Origin of the sequence: Virgibacillus sp. MSJ-26 (assembly GCF_018918075.1) — a bacterium.
GTDB lineage: Bacteria > Bacillota > Bacilli > Bacillales > Amphibacillaceae > MSJ-26.
Genome location: NZ_JAHLPW010000003.1, coordinates 284,429 through 302,641, shown reverse-complemented (window position 1 = coordinate 302,641; position 18,213 = coordinate 284,429). Strand labels below are relative to the sequence as shown.

Annotated in this window: 22 protein-coding genes, 1 pseudogene and 2 riboswitches; of the genes and pseudogenes, 11 read left to right on the top strand and 12 right to left on the bottom strand. The window is 37.9% G+C overall.

Annotated elements, in window-relative coordinates:
* Window positions 1-107: 107 nt before the first annotated feature.
* The 7 genes and pseudogenes from KQI49_RS03420 (at window position 108) to KQI49_RS03390 (ending at window position 4,388) form a co-directional block, all read left to right on the top strand.
* Entirely contained in the window at window positions 108-704 is a 597-nt protein-coding gene (locus KQI49_RS03420; protein WP_216486799.1) for a class I SAM-dependent methyltransferase, read from the top strand.
* Window positions 705-908: 204 nt separating this feature from the next.
* Window positions 909-1,358, top strand: a complete 450-nt coding sequence (locus KQI49_RS03415; protein ID WP_216486797.1) for a GNAT family N-acetyltransferase — start codon at window positions 909-911, stop codon at window positions 1,356-1,358.
* Window positions 1,359-1,616: 258 nt separating this feature from the next.
* Entirely contained in the window at window positions 1,617-2,255 is a 639-nt protein-coding gene (locus KQI49_RS03410) for a hypothetical protein (protein WP_216486795.1), read from the top strand.
* A 75-nt stretch (window positions 2,256-2,330) separates the two neighbouring features.
* A pseudogene (locus tag KQI49_RS03405) lies at window positions 2,331-2,923 on the top strand (AAA family ATPase).
* Window positions 2,924-3,091: 168 nt separating this feature from the next.
* Entirely contained in the window at window positions 3,092-3,544 is a 453-nt protein-coding gene (locus KQI49_RS03400) for a GNAT family N-acetyltransferase (RefSeq protein ID WP_216486793.1), read from the top strand.
* A 224-nt stretch (window positions 3,545-3,768) separates the two neighbouring features.
* A complete protein-coding gene (locus KQI49_RS03395; RefSeq protein WP_216486791.1) occupies window positions 3,769-3,978 on the top strand; it encodes a helix-turn-helix transcriptional regulator in 210 nt (69 codons plus the stop codon).
* On the top strand, window positions 3,975-4,388 hold the full coding sequence (locus KQI49_RS03390; protein ID WP_371817506.1) for a hypothetical protein: 414 nt from the start codon (window positions 3,975-3,977) through the stop codon (window positions 4,386-4,388). Before KQI49_RS03395 ends, KQI49_RS03390 begins: the two co-directional genes overlap by 4 nt.
* Before the next feature lie 84 nt (window positions 4,389-4,472).
* Here the strand turns inward: KQI49_RS03390 and KQI49_RS03385 are convergent, their stop codons facing one another.
* The 4 genes from KQI49_RS03385 to KQI49_RS03370 all read right to left on the bottom strand — a co-directional run bounded on the left by KQI49_RS03385 (window position 4,473) and on the right by KQI49_RS03370 (window position 6,007).
* Window positions 4,473-4,811, bottom strand: coding sequence for an ASCH domain-containing protein (locus KQI49_RS03385; RefSeq protein WP_216486789.1), 339 nt, complete (start codon window positions 4,809-4,811; stop codon window positions 4,473-4,475).
* 66 nt (window positions 4,812-4,877) lie between these two features.
* On the bottom strand, window positions 4,878-5,123 hold the full coding sequence (locus KQI49_RS03380) for a hypothetical protein (protein ID WP_216486787.1): 246 nt from the start codon (window positions 5,121-5,123) through the stop codon (window positions 4,878-4,880).
* The gene (locus KQI49_RS03375) at window positions 5,116-5,619 is read right to left on the bottom strand and encodes an RNA polymerase sigma factor (protein WP_216487028.1); all 504 of its coding nucleotides are present in this window, start codon (window positions 5,617-5,619) and stop codon (window positions 5,116-5,118) included. Before KQI49_RS03375 ends, KQI49_RS03380 begins: the two co-directional genes overlap by 8 nt.
* A gap of 16 nt (window positions 5,620-5,635) precedes the next feature.
* Window positions 5,636-6,007: a group-specific protein gene (locus KQI49_RS03370; protein ID WP_216486785.1), complete on the bottom strand. Its 372-nt coding sequence runs from the start codon at window positions 6,005-6,007 to the stop codon at window positions 5,636-5,638.
* Between the two features lie 184 nt (window positions 6,008-6,191).
* Here KQI49_RS03370 and KQI49_RS03365 point away from each other — a divergent pair, with 184 nt between their 5' ends.
* The 3 genes from KQI49_RS03365 to KQI49_RS03355 all read left to right on the top strand — a co-directional run bounded on the left by KQI49_RS03365 (window position 6,192) and on the right by KQI49_RS03355 (window position 8,033).
* Entirely contained in the window at window positions 6,192-6,398 is a 207-nt protein-coding gene (locus tag KQI49_RS03365; protein ID WP_371817505.1) for a PadR family transcriptional regulator, read from the top strand.
* 85 nt (window positions 6,399-6,483) lie between these two features.
* Window positions 6,484-7,311, top strand: a complete 828-nt coding sequence (locus KQI49_RS03360; RefSeq protein WP_216486783.1) for a hypothetical protein — start codon at window positions 6,484-6,486, stop codon at window positions 7,309-7,311.
* A 155-nt stretch (window positions 7,312-7,466) separates the two neighbouring features.
* On the top strand, window positions 7,467-8,033 hold the full coding sequence (locus KQI49_RS03355) for a GNAT family N-acetyltransferase (RefSeq protein WP_216486781.1): 567 nt from the start codon (window positions 7,467-7,469) through the stop codon (window positions 8,031-8,033).
* Window positions 8,034-8,117: 84 nt separating this feature from the next.
* On the opposite strand, the gene KQI49_RS03350 is transcribed toward KQI49_RS03355, so the two are convergent.
* The 8 genes from KQI49_RS03350 to KQI49_RS03315 all read right to left on the bottom strand — a co-directional run bounded on the left by KQI49_RS03350 (window position 8,118) and on the right by KQI49_RS03315 (window position 16,708).
* Window positions 8,118-9,233: a 5-methyltetrahydropteroyltriglutamate--homocysteine S-methyltransferase gene (locus KQI49_RS03350; protein WP_216486779.1), complete on the bottom strand. Its 1,116-nt coding sequence runs from the start codon at window positions 9,231-9,233 to the stop codon at window positions 8,118-8,120.
* Window positions 9,234-9,306: 73 nt separating this feature from the next.
* Window positions 9,307-10,044 (bottom strand): cyclase family protein, encoded by a 738-nt coding sequence (locus tag KQI49_RS03345; protein ID WP_216486777.1) that lies wholly within the window; start codon window positions 10,042-10,044, stop codon window positions 9,307-9,309.
* Window positions 10,045-10,125: 81 nt separating this feature from the next.
* Window positions 10,126-10,224: riboswitch (SAM riboswitch) on the bottom strand.
* A 114-nt stretch (window positions 10,225-10,338) separates the two neighbouring features.
* On the bottom strand, window positions 10,339-10,683 hold the full coding sequence (locus KQI49_RS03340) for a TIGR04104 family putative zinc finger protein (RefSeq protein WP_253286633.1): 345 nt from the start codon (window positions 10,681-10,683) through the stop codon (window positions 10,339-10,341).
* Window positions 10,684-10,891: 208 nt separating this feature from the next.
* A complete protein-coding gene (locus KQI49_RS03335; RefSeq protein WP_253286658.1) occupies window positions 10,892-11,746 on the bottom strand; it encodes a cytochrome c oxidase assembly protein in 855 nt (284 codons plus the stop codon).
* A 261-nt stretch (window positions 11,747-12,007) separates the two neighbouring features.
* A complete protein-coding gene (locus tag KQI49_RS03330) occupies window positions 12,008-14,245 on the bottom strand; it encodes an MMPL family transporter (protein WP_216486773.1) in 2,238 nt (745 codons plus the stop codon).
* Between the two features lie 596 nt (window positions 14,246-14,841).
* The gene (tenA, locus tag KQI49_RS03325) at window positions 14,842-15,531 is read right to left on the bottom strand and encodes a thiaminase II (RefSeq protein ID WP_216486771.1); all 690 of its coding nucleotides are present in this window, start codon (window positions 15,529-15,531) and stop codon (window positions 14,842-14,844) included.
* Window positions 15,532-15,648: 117 nt separating this feature from the next.
* Window positions 15,649-15,753: riboswitch (TPP riboswitch) on the bottom strand.
* A 107-nt stretch (window positions 15,754-15,860) separates the two neighbouring features.
* Complete coding sequence (locus KQI49_RS03320; protein WP_216486769.1) at window positions 15,861-16,223, bottom strand: hypothetical protein; 363 nt, start codon at window positions 16,221-16,223, stop codon at window positions 15,861-15,863.
* A 125-nt stretch (window positions 16,224-16,348) separates the two neighbouring features.
* A complete protein-coding gene (locus KQI49_RS03315) occupies window positions 16,349-16,708 on the bottom strand; it encodes a Lin0512 family protein (protein WP_216487022.1) in 360 nt (119 codons plus the stop codon).
* 181 nt (window positions 16,709-16,889) lie between these two features.
* On the opposite strand from KQI49_RS03315, the gene KQI49_RS03310 reads away from it, so the two are divergent.
* A complete protein-coding gene (locus KQI49_RS03310; RefSeq protein ID WP_216486767.1) occupies window positions 16,890-18,176 on the top strand; it encodes a DUF6395 domain-containing protein in 1,287 nt (428 codons plus the stop codon).
* Window positions 18,177-18,213: the final 37 nt, after the last annotated feature.

Here is an 18,213-nt window from a genome sequence, read left to right as displayed (position 1 = left end):
CATATTAAATATGTGTCGGAAGTTATTTTAATATTTAGTTATTAATTCGACAATAGAGCAGGTTGTTTTATAATATAATTAATAATAAAAAGAACGGAGAAGTAAATATGGAAAATAACCATTTTGAAAAGATGGCAAAAAGGTACGATACAGAAGACAGAATTGAATTAGCTAAAGTTATAATTAATGAAGTAAAACCAGAATTACAAAATAGTAAATCCAAATCCTTATTAGATTACGGAGGTGGAACGGGTCTAGTCAGTCTAGAGTTATCAGAGTTAGTTGATTCTGTTTTGTTGGTAGATTCATCGAAACAAATGTTAGATATTGCGGAAGCTAAGATCACCACCAAAAAAATCAAGAATGCAAGGGTACTTCATACAGATTTTACAGAAAAATCTCCTGATTTTAAGGTAGATATAATTTTAATGTCATTAGTTCTCCTTCATATCCCAGATACCCAAAAAATACTAAAAGAATTATTCAACACTTTAAATAATGACGGTAAGCTAATAATTATTGATTTTGACAAAAATAATAATGTAAGTCATCCAAAAATTCATAATGGCTTTTCGCACGATGAAATGGAAGAAAGATTATCCGAAGTTGGATTTAAATCAAATGAGATTAAAACATTTTATTACGGGGAGCGAATTTTTGCGAAACAAGATGCTTCAATGTTTATATCCAGTAGTATTAAGTGATTTATTCCACAAAAGGTCAACCAGAAATATCTGGTTAACCTTATATTACGAGTATGCGCGATTGTTTAATAAAATTATTCTATGATCGTGGCATTTAATGGAATGAGAGAGGGTGTTTGATAATGATTGTTGCGCAAACTGTGTCAGTTATTCGTAAATCCTTTAAACGTTTTAAACAAATGGATAAAATTGAGGTGATTATCAATGGAATTTCGTAAAGCAAATAAAAATGATTTACATTCAATTGTTCGTTTACTCGCTGATGATGAATTAGGATCAAAGCGTGAACGTTTTGAAGAACCACTACCAGAAGCTTATTATGAAGCATTTAATGCGATAGAAACACAGGTTGGAAACCAGATTATTTTAGCTGTTGAAAACCAAAAGGTGATTGGATGTCTTCAACTGACAATAATTCCTGGATTAGCAAGACAAGGAATGAAACGTGCACAGATTGAAGGTGTACGTGTCGATCGAAATTATCGAGGAAAGAGGATTGGCGAAAAGTTATTTGAAGAGGCTATATTGATTGCTAAATCAGAGAAATGCGGTATGGTTCAATTGACCACGGACAAACAACGCAGCGATGCCCATCGTTTTTATGAAAAGTTAGGGTTCACAGCAAGCCACGAAGGAATGAAACTCATTTTATAAATAGTTTAATTAATATTGTGATTTCTTCAGAGTCTCAAAAACAATCTCCCGGAATTAGGCACGTTTGTTTAACAATATTATTCAATTATCGGGTCAGATTGAAGGGATATCATAGATATATGGAGATGTTGTTTTGACTTTACCTTTAATTATTATAGCTGCATTTTTTGAAACCTATTTAGCTGATTTTATATCAGACTGTTTTAGTAGCTGGCTTAAAAAATAGGGAAGATTGTTAAGTAAAGGAGTAATAAGACGATGGAAATGATATCTTTTTTAATGCAGCATAAATGGTCATTCGTTATCGTAGCCGAAATTCTCTTTTTCGTATTGCTTGGTGCATTTTTTATCATGAGATATTGGTTCAATAAGCCGAGGATAGGTTATGTTTTTATAGTTTTACTAATTCTGAATGAACTATTTATAGCTTTAATCGCAATCTATGACTACGTTGAAACTGGAAAGGTCTCTTCTTTTCAAGTGATTACCGTCTTGTTTTTTATTTATTTAATTTCACTAGGCAAAAAGGATTTTCTACAGTTAGAAAGTTTTTTCAAAAGGAAAATTGCAAGTTGGAAAGGAGAGCCAGTTCCCGAACTTCCCCACAAAGAAATCCATAAACAAGAACTATATGGGAAAGTGCACGCAAAAGAAGAAAGGAAAGGCTGGTATTCCCATCTCCTGATTTTTGTAATAGCACAGTTCGTCTTTTTAAGTATGAGTGGATTTGCTGGTTGGCAAGAATTTTCTTTGAATCGAATAAAAAATATGTTCCAAATATACGAAGATAACAAAATTAACCACGCAAACAGTGTGTGGGGAATTATTTTGATTATAGATTTTATCTGGTCTTTTTCATATACATTTTGGCCAAAGAAAAAGAAATCATCTTCCTGAAAAGACATAAAAATAAAAACTATTAAATTTTATATTGCAATAGGGCGCTACTGTTTAATTATTACGGGAGAGTATTTGTGTGAATTTCGTGTTGGAGGAGAGTTTTTTAAAAGGTTAGTTATTATTACAGTAGGAAAACCCATAGTGGAAAAAGTACATTTGCTAGAGATTTAGAAAAAGAGTTGGATCGCTCTTTTGTTATGGACCAAGATAACCATGCTGAATTTATCAATACTTATTATAAAAACCTACAACCTAAATCAGGACCGAATACTCTTAAACATTCCATATCAAAGTTAATTATTGATTATGCTAAAGTACACACTGATTATCATATAATTGTTAGTAATTCAAACCGTACTAAAAAAGGAAGACAGTATTTACTTGAAGAAATCTATCCTAAAAGCGAGTTTGTTCGTGTCTTAGTCCATTTCGATATTCCAGATAAAGTTCTATACAAGCGAGTCACGAATAGTCAACGCAGTACATCTATATTCAGGTTTGCTTCTAATTTTGAGGAAGTGCTATTAAGGCAACAAGCTGACTCTAAAATGAAAGATGTTGTTGATCCAACAGAAGGGGAAGCAGACCATTTATTTGTAATTAAAGATAATAATGAAGTTTATTCTGTAATAAAAGAAATTACTCGTATTGCCAAAAGTTTATAATGGATTTCGGCTTCGGTTCTAGGTAGAGAGAGCCTATCTATTCTGAAGAAATTTTTTAGTTTCAAAGATATTGGATTTTAATAATATATGAAACTTAGTATTGAGAAAGCTAGCACTTTAAACGCATTAAGGCGAGACCAATAAATGTAATAAATACAGGAGATAAAAATGCATATTAGAAAGTTAAATAGAGATGAAAAATCACCGATGGAATTATTATTATTAGCGGATCCGTCGAAAGAACTTGTTGAGGAGTATGTTAAAAGGGGCGAATGTTATATAGCCGAAAGTGAGCAGCAAATTATTGGGGTATATGTATTACTCCCAACAAAACCTGGTACAGTGGAGTTAGTGAATGTTGCAGTTTTAGAAAGTCAACACGGTCAGGGGATAGGGAAACATCTAGTAATGGATGCTATAAATATGGCTAAAATAAAAGGTTATCAAACCATTGAAATTGGTACCGGAAATTCGAGTATAGGGCAGCTGGCTTTGTATCAAAAATGTGGATTTAGGATTATTGGTGTAGATACAGATTTTTTTATTAGGAATTATTCAGAAGAAATTTTTGAGAATGGTATAAGGTGTAGGGATATGATTCGCTTGTCTCAAGATTTATAGGATACATAGAATTGCCCCTTATTAAGTTAATTTTCCGGAATAACATTAGCTTATAATACAAAATCAATGGGATGTTGGTGAGGTATAGTATGTTTTGATATTACATCAGGACATGCTTTTTTATTTAAAAAGAAAATGAAGCATTCTTTATAATTCATATGTAACTTATATATTGAATTATGTAACTTATATGTTACGATAAAAGTAAGATGGGGGGATTATATGTGAAAAACAACGTAAAGCTTGCTCGCGTTCAGGTAGATTTAACCCAGCAGGAATTAGCTGAAAAAGTTGGGATTACTCGTCAGACGGTTAGTTTAATTGAAAAAGGAAAGTATAATCCTTCCTTGAAGTTGTGTCTTGCGATTTGTGATGTCGTCAATCAATCGTTAGATGAACTATTTTGGGTGGATAAGGAGGATCGTGCAAAATGATGAAAAAGATTACTGATGAACGATTGCAATTGAAAAACTTGAAAAATATTAGGGTCTTATTTTTAATACAAACCGTTGGAATCATTGCTATCTTAGGGTATGACTTGGTCACTAAAGGAATGGAAGGGATGACAGCCAATCCACTATGGCTCGTTTTTATAATCACAGGTGTCGCTTCTGCCTATTTGTCCATGGGCATTAGTATAGATCATGAATCAAGTGAAAAATCTCCAAAAAAAGGGTTAATCATATCACTCTTCGTCAGTGTTATTGTTGCGATTGGGTTTGGAATATTAATCACTTTAACAGGTGATTTAGCTACTGGAACCCTTATTGGGGGAATTGTTTTCGTTTGTTGCCTAGCACCATCCCTTTATATGTATTATCTGCGGATGAAACGACAAAATTAGTTTTAAAAAAATAATGGTCAGTAAAATCCCCACCTGCAAAATAAATTAGTATTTTCGGTGGGGAATCGATCTTTTGTTAAATTATTATTTTTCCTTCAACTCATGTGCCCAAACGACTGCCTCGGGATCCCAGACTGCGCCATGGTGAATGGAAGTGAGGGACTTTTTGTATTCCTCTAAGTTATCGTAACCTTCTTGTTTAGCATTTTCTTCAGTCACTGTTTTTAGTTTTTGAGGATAAACGTCCTCGACGACAAATGTATGTCCGTCCAACTCTAATTCATCGCCAGCATCAGCATAGCGATCGTTACGACGTTCAGATGTTTTTTCACCTTTGATAATCTTGTCAATGTCCTTTTGACGTGTGACAAGCTTGTTAATATCATATTTTTCTGGCCAATCTTGTTTATTTTCATAAACCATATTTATCTCTCCTTCACGGTTAATATTCACCAGTTTCGTTGAGTTTAAACGACTGTATCAAGGATTTTACAGGAAAATTAACATTTGAATGATTGCAATGATTGCCGCACCCATAATGGGAGCAAGTTTTAGAAGTAAGAGGCCACCGGATGTAGATAAAAATGGTTCAAGAGGATCTCGCGTTGGTGAGGCCAGGAGGTTGATCAGTCGCTCCCATCTATTCGGTTTCATTGGAAAATCGGGTATATTAACATGATATTCGTCAAGCTTTTTTTGTAGGTGATGATTGTTTTTAAGCGGATCTTTACTCATAGTCCTCTACCTCCAATTCTTGTTTTAATTTTTGAATTGCAGCATGCAATCTTGATTTAACCGTTCCTTTGGGAATCTCAAGTATCGTTGCTATGTCACGTTGCGGTACGTCATGATAATAGAAAAGGATGATGACAGCACGCTGAATGCCGGGAAGTTTCGTAACAGCATCGCGAACAACAATCCGGTCAGAATGATGGAAGTCTTCCGCCTCACTTGGGGTCAAAAAAGGCAAGAGATTTCTCCATTTTTTGCGACGGTTTAATTTCGTAACCATTAATCGATAGGCAATTTGAAAAAGATATGATTTCAGTTTTCCTTTATCTGGATTGTAATCATGTTTGTGACGTTGAAGTTTGATAAACGTATCTTGCACGATATCAATGCTCAACTGCTCATCTCGTGAATAACGATAAATAAAGGAATAAAGCGGCTGTCTTAGCATCATGTAAATTTGATCTAAGACAGCGTCATCGCCATTCTGATAAGCAAGCATCAGCTTATCAATTTGATCATTCAATGTCATCGCCCCAACGTTCTTTTATCGCTTTCAAGGTCATTGATACTCTGGATATTAAATAAAGAATTGCAACGAGTGTCCAGACTTGACCTTGATTCGTAAAAAATTGTACATAGACGTTATCAACTGTTTCACCACTCGATATTAAAAAGTTTAGCACTTGGACACAAAGCACGGCGTAAATAGACAAAACAACTGTCACGGTGTCAAAAACATTCCATCTTAAATATATTTTGGTTTTCTTATAATTAATTTTACCATGTTCACGAACAACATGTTTACGTTCCATGGGAATCACAACCGCTAAAATCAATATTGTCATAATACCAACAACGACGAGAGAAACAATCCAACCTGTATCCATGTATATCATCCTCCAAATACTTATTTACTAACTATACAAAGGGGGAAGGGGAAAGGTTCATTTATTTTGAAAAATTATTTAATGCACCAACATATAACAGTTTCTATAATAGCTTTGATTGATATATCGCTTCATGATATATTTAAACAAATGTATCATGAGATGATATAGAGGGAAAATTGAATTGAAACCACCAATACCAATTACGGATTCAGTATTTTATATCATGGCTGCACTTACTGAACCACGCCATGGTTATGCCGTGATGAGTATAGTCGAAGAAACTACTAAAGATGATTTTGTAATCGAGCCTGTTTCACTTTATACTAGCATTAAAAAGTTGTTAGCGGAGGAGCTAATTTTAGTACAGGATTCATCAAATTCGCGCTGAAAAGTATATATCGACAAAGAAAGGTAGTTTGTGAATAATGGCACATGATCTTTCACTAATATTTTTATAAAATGGGGAATTCACAATGACGAAAACAAAGTGGGCACTAGTTCTACTTGTAACTATAGACATACTGCTGGTCATCATGCATGCTACTGATTATTTTTTTCTTTTTTTCAAGCCAACAGGATATGTGATTCCATTTGCGATTAATATTATCGTTTTGGCAGTTATTGGTTTTCGTGCTCCAAAGATTTACATTTTCTGGCCAATATCTTTTTTATGTCTAACTATTCCCGTTCTACTTATATACAGCTTTATGATCTGGTTCATGGATTACAACTATACAACCATTGACTCCCCACATGATCAGCAATCGCTTTTCATTGAATACCGTGATGTCACATTGGGTGAGACGACATACTTTTATAATTTTTATAAAACTAAAGATGGTATTGTTGGCAAAAAGCTTGAAGATGAGGCGATTGAATTGGTCGTTCAAGGTACGGATCATCCGAGTGGAGGACTAGATGCAAAAGGGGCTCTCGGAGTAGGAAAAGAACAATGGATCACTGAGGATGTTGTTCACTTTTCGACTTGGAAGGGGCTGAAGGAAGTACAGTTAAATTCCATGCAGGCCTCTGTGAATCAAGAAGATATAGAAATATTTATTGCGAGATCAGAAGATAAAGAGAATGGATACTCAATCACTATTAACGGTAACCATTTAGAAACGCGCTTTGACGAATCGTCTGGTGACCATTGGATTGACGTATCCAGTGATTATGAAGAAGGAGCCATTCCAACACAACAATGTTCCCGAATCATTCGTAATGAAGAGCGTGGATATTTTATGTTGGAAGAATGCACTCACCAATGGGAGTATTTGTTGTATCCAATGGAACGGAAATAATTTAACAAAAAAGATTACAATAATTAGATTATTATGATAAGATTATTAAGACTATACTGTCCAATACAAAACATGAAAGGTGTGATGTCTTATGTTAAATAACTTGAATTTGAATGAGCGGTTGAGAAATAAAAGAATGAAGAGGAGATGTCACATTGGTATTGGAAAAAGACGAATTTGATATTGTGTCAGAAACTGAACGGTTGGTCTTAAGACCTTTACAAGAAACGGATTACGAAGAGTGGTTGGCAGGCTTCTATGATAAACGGCCGAAGCAAAACAAGTATGATGACGAAAAAACTGTCATAAGCGAATGGACTCAGGAGAAGTTTAATCAAGTGGTGAGGTCGCATCAGGATTTGGCTATGAAGGATAAAATCTATGTGTTTAGTATTTTTCGTAAATCGGATTATAAAAATATAGGTTATGTGGATATATCAACGATTATGAGAGAGGAATTTCAGTGGGGCGCCATCGGCTACAGGCTCCATAATCAATTTTGGAAAAAAGGTTATGGAAAAGAAGCGGTGAGTGCTGTGCTGCAGATTGCTTTTGAATCTCTTGCATTTCACCGGATTGAAGCTCATATCAACTTGGATAATAGCGCGTCCATTCAATTAGCTGAGAATGTCGGATTGACTTTTGAATGTGTCCGGGAAAAGTTTATCTATGAATTTGGGGAGTGGACGGATAATTTGGTTTACATTAAGAACGGGAAATGAGCACTCTAGTCTCATGAAAAATGGCTTGGATTATATTCCAAGCCATTTTTTGATGATACTGCTACTGCCAAATCGCGATAGGATTTATTCTCCCCAAACTTCTTTTGTGATGTCGATGATGAATTTCAATTTTTCCCATTGTTCTTCTTCGGTTAATTTGTTCCCGTGATGCGTTGATGAGAAGCCACATTGCGGGCTTAGGCATAGCTGCTCAAGTGGCAGGTAGTTCGTCGCTTCGTGGATACGGGAGATGATCTCGTTTCGGTCTTCAAGTTCTCCGGATTTTGAAGTGACTAAGCCAAGCACAACACGTGGACCGCCTTTTGGAATATGTTTGAGTGCTTTGAAGTCGCCCGAGCGTTCATCATCATACTCTAGGAAAAAGCCATCAACATTTTCCTTAGCAAATAACGTTGGTGCGATTCGGTCATAGCTGCCTTCAAAGGCATGGGCTGATTGATAGTTTCCGCGGCAAAGATGAGTCGTTACAATCAAATCTTCAGGTTTATTTTCCAAGGAACCGTTCACCACTCTTAGTGCCAAATCAATCAAATAGTCGCGTGAATACTTTCCATCGCTAAAAGGAATGTTGGGTGCTGATAGTCCAGCAATATAAACATCATCCAATTGCAAGTAACGCACACCTGCATCATAAAAGGCTTGATAGGCATCTTGATAAGCCTTGATAACATCCTTGGCATATTCCTCGATATCCGGATAAATATCTTCATTGCGGATGCCAACGTTGAAAAACTGATTAGGGCTTGGAATGGTTTGCTTCGCGATAGCGCGACCATCAACGAGTTTATTAAATTCGATAAACTCTTGAACATGTGGATGATTCGAGTTAAAAGAAATCTTCCCCGTGTTTCTAACGTTATACCTTTCAGTTTCTACATCGCCTTTAAATAAATAGCCTTGCTCAGGAACGTAACCTTCAAAACCGTTAAGATGCTCCATGAAATCAAGGTGGAACCACGTTCTGCGAAATTCCCCATCTGTCACAAGGTCGAGTCCTATTTCAATTTGCTTATCAATGATTCGCTTAATTTCTTTCGTCTCAACGTCATATAGTTCCTCAGCTGACAGCTTACCTTCTTTGAATTCTTTTCGAGCTTGGTGTAAGGTTTCCGGTCTTAGGAAACTTCCTACATGATCAGCCCTGAAAGGCACGTTTAGTTTTGTTTGTGTATTTGTCATTAATAACTCCTACTTTCTCTATTTTATTAGAAATCCCATTTAATTGGGAAAATTCTTAATATAACTTTGTTTTTTATGGCAAAATGGCAAATGAACGAACCGGAAATCCTGAAGCATTTTCAGGTTTGGGCACGAAGTTAGCTATATAAGCTCCTTTCGCCGGTACCTGGTCTAGATTAGCGAGTAGTTCTACTTGAAAGGTATCTTGTTCAAGGACATAATATTCACCAAGTAGTGCGCCATTCTTTTGATACTCAACGGAAGAATCTGTATCAAATGTTTCATGGCCGACTGCTTTAATTTGCCTTTCTTCAAATAAAAACTTTAATGCTTCAATTCCCCAGCCTGGTATTTGATTGTTTCCTTCTTCATCTTGATTATTAAAGGCTTCTTTGTTCGGCCAGCGTTGACTCCAGTCTGTACGTAAAGCTACAAAGGTATGTGGCTCGATTTTTCCATTGGATTCTTCAAATACCAAAACATCCTCAACAGATAATGTAAAATTAGGATCTTTTTCAATGGCCTCTACTTTATCAATTACGATTAAAGGCAAAATAAGTTCTTTTAATCCCAATTCATGGACATAACGTTGGTCGCGTACGAAGTGGATTGGTGCATCGATATGTGTTCCATACTGCCCCGAGAAAGAAAAGTTCTGAGCGAAGAATCCGTCATCATGATCAAACAAAGTTTTAAACTCTGCATCATCAAATGCCGCAAAATGCGGTGAATTTGGACCGAAAGTATGTGTTAAATCCACCCATTTCTTAGATTTTAAAGTATTGATAGCTTGTGCTAAGTCACTTTCCATACTCCTACCTCCATTTAAATTTTTATATAAAAAAACCTCTTCCTAGAAAAAGAAGAGGTTTAATGTATATGTATGTCGCTCTTCTTATCTTCTAGCTAATGCTACTGGAATTGGCACAGTGTCTTACAACCTGTTGCCGAGGCTTCAAAGGGCCAGTCCCTCCACCTCTCTGGATAAGAATTAAATTTTTATTAAATTGTTATACATACTATACGCATTAAAATTCTAATTGTCAATAGGGTTTTAATATTAAGATAATTTTGTGTGTAAGAATAGACTTTTTGAAAATAGGATTCACCAAAGCGGCTCTTCTTGATTAGACAGTTCGGTCAAATATGGAAAACTAATGAATACGATAAGTCCCACGCCCACAAAAAGGATAATGGAAATTAATGGTGTCATTGAGAAAATAAGGCGAAGCAACATAATGAGCGGAATGAAAAATACAAGCAGGGACGTTCTTTTTCTTGATTTTTTAGTTATATATTGTTTGTTGCCACAATGCGGGCAAGTTAAGGCCGTATCTAACGTAAAACTTTTGCGAAAAGTCTCTGACCAGCTCCATTCATGATGGCAACTTTGGCATGTTGGAATGGTAATCCACCTCCTATGGAAAAAATGAATCTGAGTTGTAATCATGATTGTGCCCCCTAAGTGAGAAAAATCGTTATAGGGGTAATGCAAAACTCGTAATCATTCCCCCTAAGAAGAAAAATTCGCTTTAGGGGTAATGCAACTCTCCGACTCGTGCCCCCTAGGACTGAAAATCCATCTTAGGGGTAACGCAATACCCCAAAAACCCTCCACAACAAGCAATCAACACTAACAGAGGACAGCCCTAAGAACGCTATTTCTTCTCATCATCCACCCGAATAACAACACCTTGAACGACGCGGAAGTTTTTATCATAGGCATGACCTTCGTCTTCTTCACGCCACACCCAACCTTGCACGATTTTATACATGGCAAAAATAAAGCTTGATAGCTGAATCAGCTTCAGTAGGCCGCCTGCCAATTGCTGATCATAAACAGCGGTCATAACTGGAAAAATATCACCGACCGTACCCTGATAAGCAGGATAATGGGCGGTCAGGACGAGCAGGAAGAAGAATCCAATCGGCATCAATGCGAGTGAGGCAAAGAAAATATAGCCGATCCTAACTAGGGGAGCAAGGTCATTTAAGCGGCGCACCGGATTGATTATCGCCCACCACATGAAAAAGGCGTACACGAGCATCACGATTTTAACAGTCAAGGTCAAGATGATACTGGCATGAATGACATTAAAGACACTTGGTATAAAATACACTGTAAACATCCCACTGAAAATAACGAGTGTCAGCCATGGGTGTCCAGCGACTTTAATGGACAAGCGCAGTTTATGATTCCACGCATACTTTTTAAACCATTTAAATGGCAAACCGATAATCAGTAACGGCACTACGACAAAATAAGTGAGTGACATTTGCAGCATCAATGCACTGAATAAATAATGATCCGCGATAATCGAAAATGGACTCCCATGCAGCAAGTACAATAGAACAAGTCCTGTATAAAAGTATTTCACTCGACCGGAACCAACGTCGTATTCAGGCGACTTGATAATATGTTTGTTATATGAATAGCCGAGCCATATAACGAGAGCGAGCCAAAGTGGCCCCACGATTTCATACCAAGCAAACCCTTGAAAAATTGAGCCCATCAACTTATTTTCCCCCATCTGTTAATATTATTTGCAACGTGAGAATAGTAGAAACTAAGCAAAAAGTATCGATTAATCAAAGTGTATCCAAATCAACTGAAAATATCGTCATTGTCAATAGTTTATCAAAGAGAGGCGGAAATGAACAGGGAGTTAATGGATATTAGCCATAAAAAAAGAGGAGGCACTGTTCAGTGTAAATCGATTTTCGACTTTTAGAACAGTGCCTCGCTAGAACAATTCAATCATCTATTCAAATAACTACTCGCGTATTTTTGATTTACTTCCCTCGCTATTTTTCATTTTCCACATTTCACCTGGCCAAAATGCAAACCGACCGAGAACTGTGGTAATCGCCGGAACGAGAAGTGGTCTAACAATAAATGTATCGAGCAAAATTCCGATGGCTGTGATGGTTCCAAAATGAACGAGCACTTGCAGTGGTAGGACGGCTAAAACGGAAAAAGTTCCTGCTAAAATTAACCCTGCTGAACTGATGACACTTCCTGTTTCTCCGACACTTTCTGAAATAGCCTGTTTTAATGGCATTTCTCTGCGCTTTCGCCATATGCTTGAAACGAGGAAAATATTATAATCCTCACCAAGCGCAACTAAGAAAACAAAGGCATAAAGCGGTATTAGACCTTGAATCTCTGGAACGTCAAAAACATGATGTAATAAAATCCAACCGAGTCCGAGAGCTGATAAATATGATAACAATACGGTTGCTAGCAAATAAATCATAGCAACGATTGAGCGTAAATATACTACTAGAAGTATACCGATAACTAAAAGAAGGACGGGCATAATTATAGATTGATCTCGATTAGTAATTTCCTCGGTGTCGTAGAGTGTTGCGGTTTCGCCACCAATCCAGACGTTATCTTCAGCATGGGTGATACCTGACTTTTCCAAGTTAGAGACGACCAACGCCTTAATATCAGGGATACTTTCAACCGCTTCTGTTGAATAAGGGCTGATCGAGAGTGTCATCGTCCATTCCTTCAACGCGTCATTTTCTGAACTGTCACTCGGATCATCAACCGATTCAACATATGATAAATCGGCCAATTCATCTTGAAGTGCCACGTCTTCGCCCTCCGTATCAACAATAATATTAACAGGAGCAATTTCGCCTGGTGGGTAGTGCTCTTCGATAATTGAAAATCCTTCTCGTGACGGCATATCTTCTGGAAATGAGTCCAGTAAACCATAAGTGAATTGCATTTTAGGAACGAATGCCGCCAACCCTCCAAGCACAATGACCGTCGTGGCAATGATTAACCACGGTTTTTCCGTTACCCACGCACCAATCTTTTTTCCAATACGGTGGCTTGGTTTCGGGCGACGCAGTTTTTTTCCTTTTTTCTCTTCAATTTCTTGAATCATTTTTTCAGGTCGGGGTATAAACGGGATAAAAGCAATCCGGCCAAGCAAGGCTAAAATCGCTGGAAGTAAGGTCAATGCGGCAATGCCCATGATGAAAATTGATAAACTAAACGGTACAGCGAAGCGTTCATAAGACGCGTAATACGCCAAACCGAGCGATAATAATCCTAATACAGTCGTCATTGAGCTCATCATGATGGCGCCACCTGTGCCACGAACCGCGTGTTTCAAAGCCACATATTTATCTTCTTCACGACGCAGTTCCTCCCGGTAACGTGAAATTAAAAATAAACAATAATCCGTACCTGCACCAAACAACAGCACAGTCATAATTGAGATCGCTTGAGAATCAACGACAATCCAACCTTTATCCGCTAAGAACCCTAGCAATGGACTGATTAAGCCATACGCAATCCCAACTGCCACAAGCGGGACGATGGCTAAAATTGGAGAACGGTACAATAAAATAAGTAAAATAAATACTAGTAACACGGTCGTGATAAGTAGTGTTATATCAGCATTACTAAATAGTGACACCGCATCTGTTTGAATGCCAACCGGACCTGAAAATCGAACATGAAGTCCAGAGTCCTCTAGGTCATCCTCAACAATATCAGCACCGAATTCCTGTTCAATCCGTTGCTGCAGTTCTTCAAGACTTGCATGCAATTGATCTGTTGAAGCGTCGTCATCGAAAAATACTGGCGTCGATAATGCCGCCCCATCGTCAGAAGCACTTCCCATCAATGCTTCAGGTGGAGCCTCGGCAAATGGTGGGATAAATGTCTGATGAGCAACGGGATCCTCATCCAACTCACCGTATACTGCTTGAATCGCCTCAAAATCAGACGTCTCAAGCCCACCATCCCGGTACCAAACCAAGAGTAAAGGTGTCCCAGCATCATCTGAAAATTCCTCGTTCTGAAGTTTACCCGCTTCAACCGACATCGCATCTTCAGGCAGCAACTGATTATCTGTCGTCTCACGGTCATTCACTTGCGGCCAAACATAAGAGAAAATACCAATCAATAAAATCCAAATAAAAATCGTTGCCCAGCGGCTCTTGGAATTCGCCACCAAGCCACCCCAATTTTTAAACATTTTCTTCATCGTGTCCATCCTCTCTAGAAAGCAGTATTACAAGATATCCTTCAAAAAAATATCGTATTATTAAGTTATGTAGAGTTAAGTCTGTCTTAATCAAGATATAAGAAAATAATACCATTATAGATAAAAACATTAAAGCGTTAAAAAATCTCTAATCATGTGATTTCGTCGAAAACGGGGATTCTGCATCGATAGATCATCTCTCACGATGTGAAATCCTTGAACTTGAGAATTATGCATCGATAGAGCGCCTGTCATGGTGTGAAATCTTTGAACTTGAGAATTACGCATCGATAGAGTGCCTGTCACGATGTGAAATCTTTGAACTTGAGAATTACGCATCGATAGAGTGCCTGTCATGGTGTGAAATCTTTGAACTTGGGAAATACGCATCGATAGAGTCTGTCACGGTGTGAAATCGCTGGAATTCGAAATTACGTATCGATAGAGTAAATTACACATAAGGAAAAGTCGAGGTTTTTAATAGCAGCATAAATGTTAACTATAAAATAAAAATGCAGTCCACCACAAGATGGACTGCACAACTTCAATTGTAATATTTCATGCTAAAAATTATTTTAAACGGTGAACGAGCTGGACTAAATCGTCTCCTTAATTTTTTTCTGTTCCGACAGCCATGATTCAAAGGTATAGGACATTTCCCAAAAGGCGAGTTCATATTCTTTCGCGATAATGAACTGCTCCTTAATTTTTTCCTTTTCGTCACCGCTCGCTTTTTCGGCAAGTTCATCAAGCAAGTCAATCATTTCATTCGTTGATGTCTGGAACCATTCGCTCGCATATGTTCCAATCCAGTTTTCATAAATTTCAACACCAGGCTTAGCGTCTTTATTTTGCAGACCAATATCTGCGTACAACCAGTAACATGGCAACATCGCGGCCACAATTTCCGCCAGATTACCAGACAAAGCAGCCCGGTACAGATGCGATGTATAGGCGTATGCCGTTGGCGCTGGTTTAAAATTTTCAATGTCCTCATCCGTTATTTTTAAAATTCTTGCATGTTCATTGTGAACCGTAAGCTCTGCCTCAGCTGTACGTCTTGCTTTATCCGCTAATTTGGAAACCAAACTGAAATCGTCAGCATGTGCTGCGGCAAAGGCATGTATTTTTCCATAATGCTTTAAATAGTAGATGTCCTGCATGATGTAATTTTTGAATGTTTCAAGAGGCAGATCCCCGTTGACAATCCCCTGAACAAAAGGATGATTCAAGCTCAATTCCCAACTATGTTTCGCCGTTTCCTTCAATGACTCTGAAAATTTCATTAAAAATTCCTCCCCTAATGATCGTTTCCGACTGTTGGAGGAGGAAATGGAATCGCATGATATGATAAGCTCTAGAATCATGGTGTGCTTCATCAAAACAAACGCCACCACTTAAGCGAGCGCGATTTTCCACTTCCCTCCGCTGGTATCAACCAGATCAGGTTCCAAGGGTCTTAAAGATCACTTTAATCTCAGCCTTTACAGGCACCCCTAGCAGAAACGTATTTGTTTGTACATCTATACCATAACATATACTTTCAAAAAGTTTAATATTATAGTTCACTAAGCTATAAAAAAAGAGACGCTAAGCAAACGCCTCTCTTAAATCATTAATGTAATACTTCTGTTAAAGCCTCAGTATCACTAACTATTTCATTACCCATTCGATGGTCCTCAGGGTCAACAGCGACAATAATTTGACCTGATTTAATCGAATCTTTAAAACGCTCCGACTGAACCTTCGACATTTCTAAGCCACGAAAAACCTTATAAAGATGCTTCTCCGCTTCATCATCAGCCGCTCTGTATGTGCTGATTACAGTCGAATTAACCCTTTTATTAAGTTTATCAGCCAAATCTTCCTTTGCAATCACATTAATCGAATCATCTCTATATCCCTTTAAACCAAGAACCTCAACATTAGCAACAGCATCATCCATTGACTTATACGGACCATATATCTCAAAACCCAAACTAAAACCTCCTTAATAAATCATAGCCATATAAATCTATACCTCGAAAAAAGAACCGCTAAACATTGGGACATGGGGACAGGCACACCGTCCCATTTTTCCCGGGACGCAGAACGCACCAGCTCTTAATATCCCACTTCCACCGCCGCATTCACAATATACATCAAGTCATTCTTATCCCGCTGCTCTTCCAAATAAATACCACTCGTCGTCGCCATGCCGCCTTGCATCACCTCAACCGACACCGCCCCATAAGGAATCATCGCCTTAATTTTTTCCACATCCAGCTCATCCTCATCCGCCGGCACCGCCAGTTTCACGTTCACCTTCATCTGATTCAAATCCTCATCAGGCAAAATTTTCTTCACACCCGGCATCGAATTATAATGCACCGCATCTTCAACTGCCCGACGCGCCGCCACATTCACATCCTGACCATGAACATCAAGCCCCGTACCTGTTTCTATAAATGAAATATTTTTCATCATTATCTACCTCCATTAACCTCATCGTACCATAATAGAATCCCTCATCGAAAGAAGCGACGGCTAGCTGTCATCTTCAGTTGTTAGCACATTTCCAAGTCACATTATAAAGCCCCATACAACAAAGCACCCTGTTCAATAGAATAGATAATACGAAAGTTAATAAAAAGGTGTGAAGAAAATGATTATTGATTACACATGCCAAAAAGGAAAATTAGAATTGCTATTCACCCCTGAAGAAGACGACCCGACAACACAACACATTTTTAACAATGTATTTAAAAAAACAATGAAAGTGGAAATGGGATCCAGGAGATGTGAAATACATTTACCCACCGATTGGACCGTAAGATCGATTCACCCTGACGCTTTCGCACTCGCTATGATGGCGATTGTTCACCCATTTTGCGGACCGAAAATCAGGTTGCGTCTTGGCGTGAGCAGGACTTTTCACAACCAAGTTAAGACGGCCACGAATATAGAAATTTTACCAATTAATGAGGAACTTACGCCGCGGAAAGCACCAACTAGTGCCGTGCCTGCTTTGTCATACAGTGGTGGGATTGATTCGAATGTGGCTGCTTTATTACTGCCTAAGGATGCGCATTTATTTTATATAGACCGGATGCCTCCTAAAGGGCAGACGCTTAAACTATTAAATCAAGAAGCTGCCTATTATGCCTGTGATTCATTAACTAAATTAGGAAGAAATGTTCATAAAATTAAAACGGATATGCAATATATCAGGAAGCCAGTGGGCTTTTCTACGTTTCTAACAGATTCGGTCCCCGCACTCTTATTAGCCGATTATTATGGACTGGATTCAGCCGGTCATGGGCAGACGCTCGAAATCGGTTATCAAGTCGGTATACAAAATTTTAAAGACTGTAAACATAATAACGTAGGAAGTCCGTGGCATAAATTATTAGAAGCAATCGATATGCCATTTACGCTACCGACCATTGGCCTCAGTGAAATTAGTACGACGAAAATTATCAATCAATCACCGTTTCGTGACTTCGCTCAACCCTGTGCTAGAGGTAAAGTTAAAAAACCATGCATGAACTGTTATCAATGTTTCAGAAAAAGTTTATTAGAAAGGGTGATGATGAATCGTCCGATAAATAATAAGTTTCTAGATAAACTATTTAATATTAAAGAAGTGAAAAAGATTATCAGCACGTCGCCCGTTCATTTTGAAAATGTCCTAACCTATATAACCGCCCACTATAACGGTAAGCATAATGACATGTTGGCATTGAAGAAAAAGACAAGAGGAGACACTTTAAAAGTAGATTGGATGAATAAATATTATTACGAATCACAAGAACTTCTTGCCCCAAAATACCGCAACCACATCAAAAAAGAAATCTACAAACATATCAAACCCATGAACAAACACGACATCAAAACAATGAAGCGGGACATGGGCGCGTGTGCTCCGTCCCAAGCAGGGCATGGGACATAGGGATATGGTGGGACATAGGGACAGGTACACTGTCCCA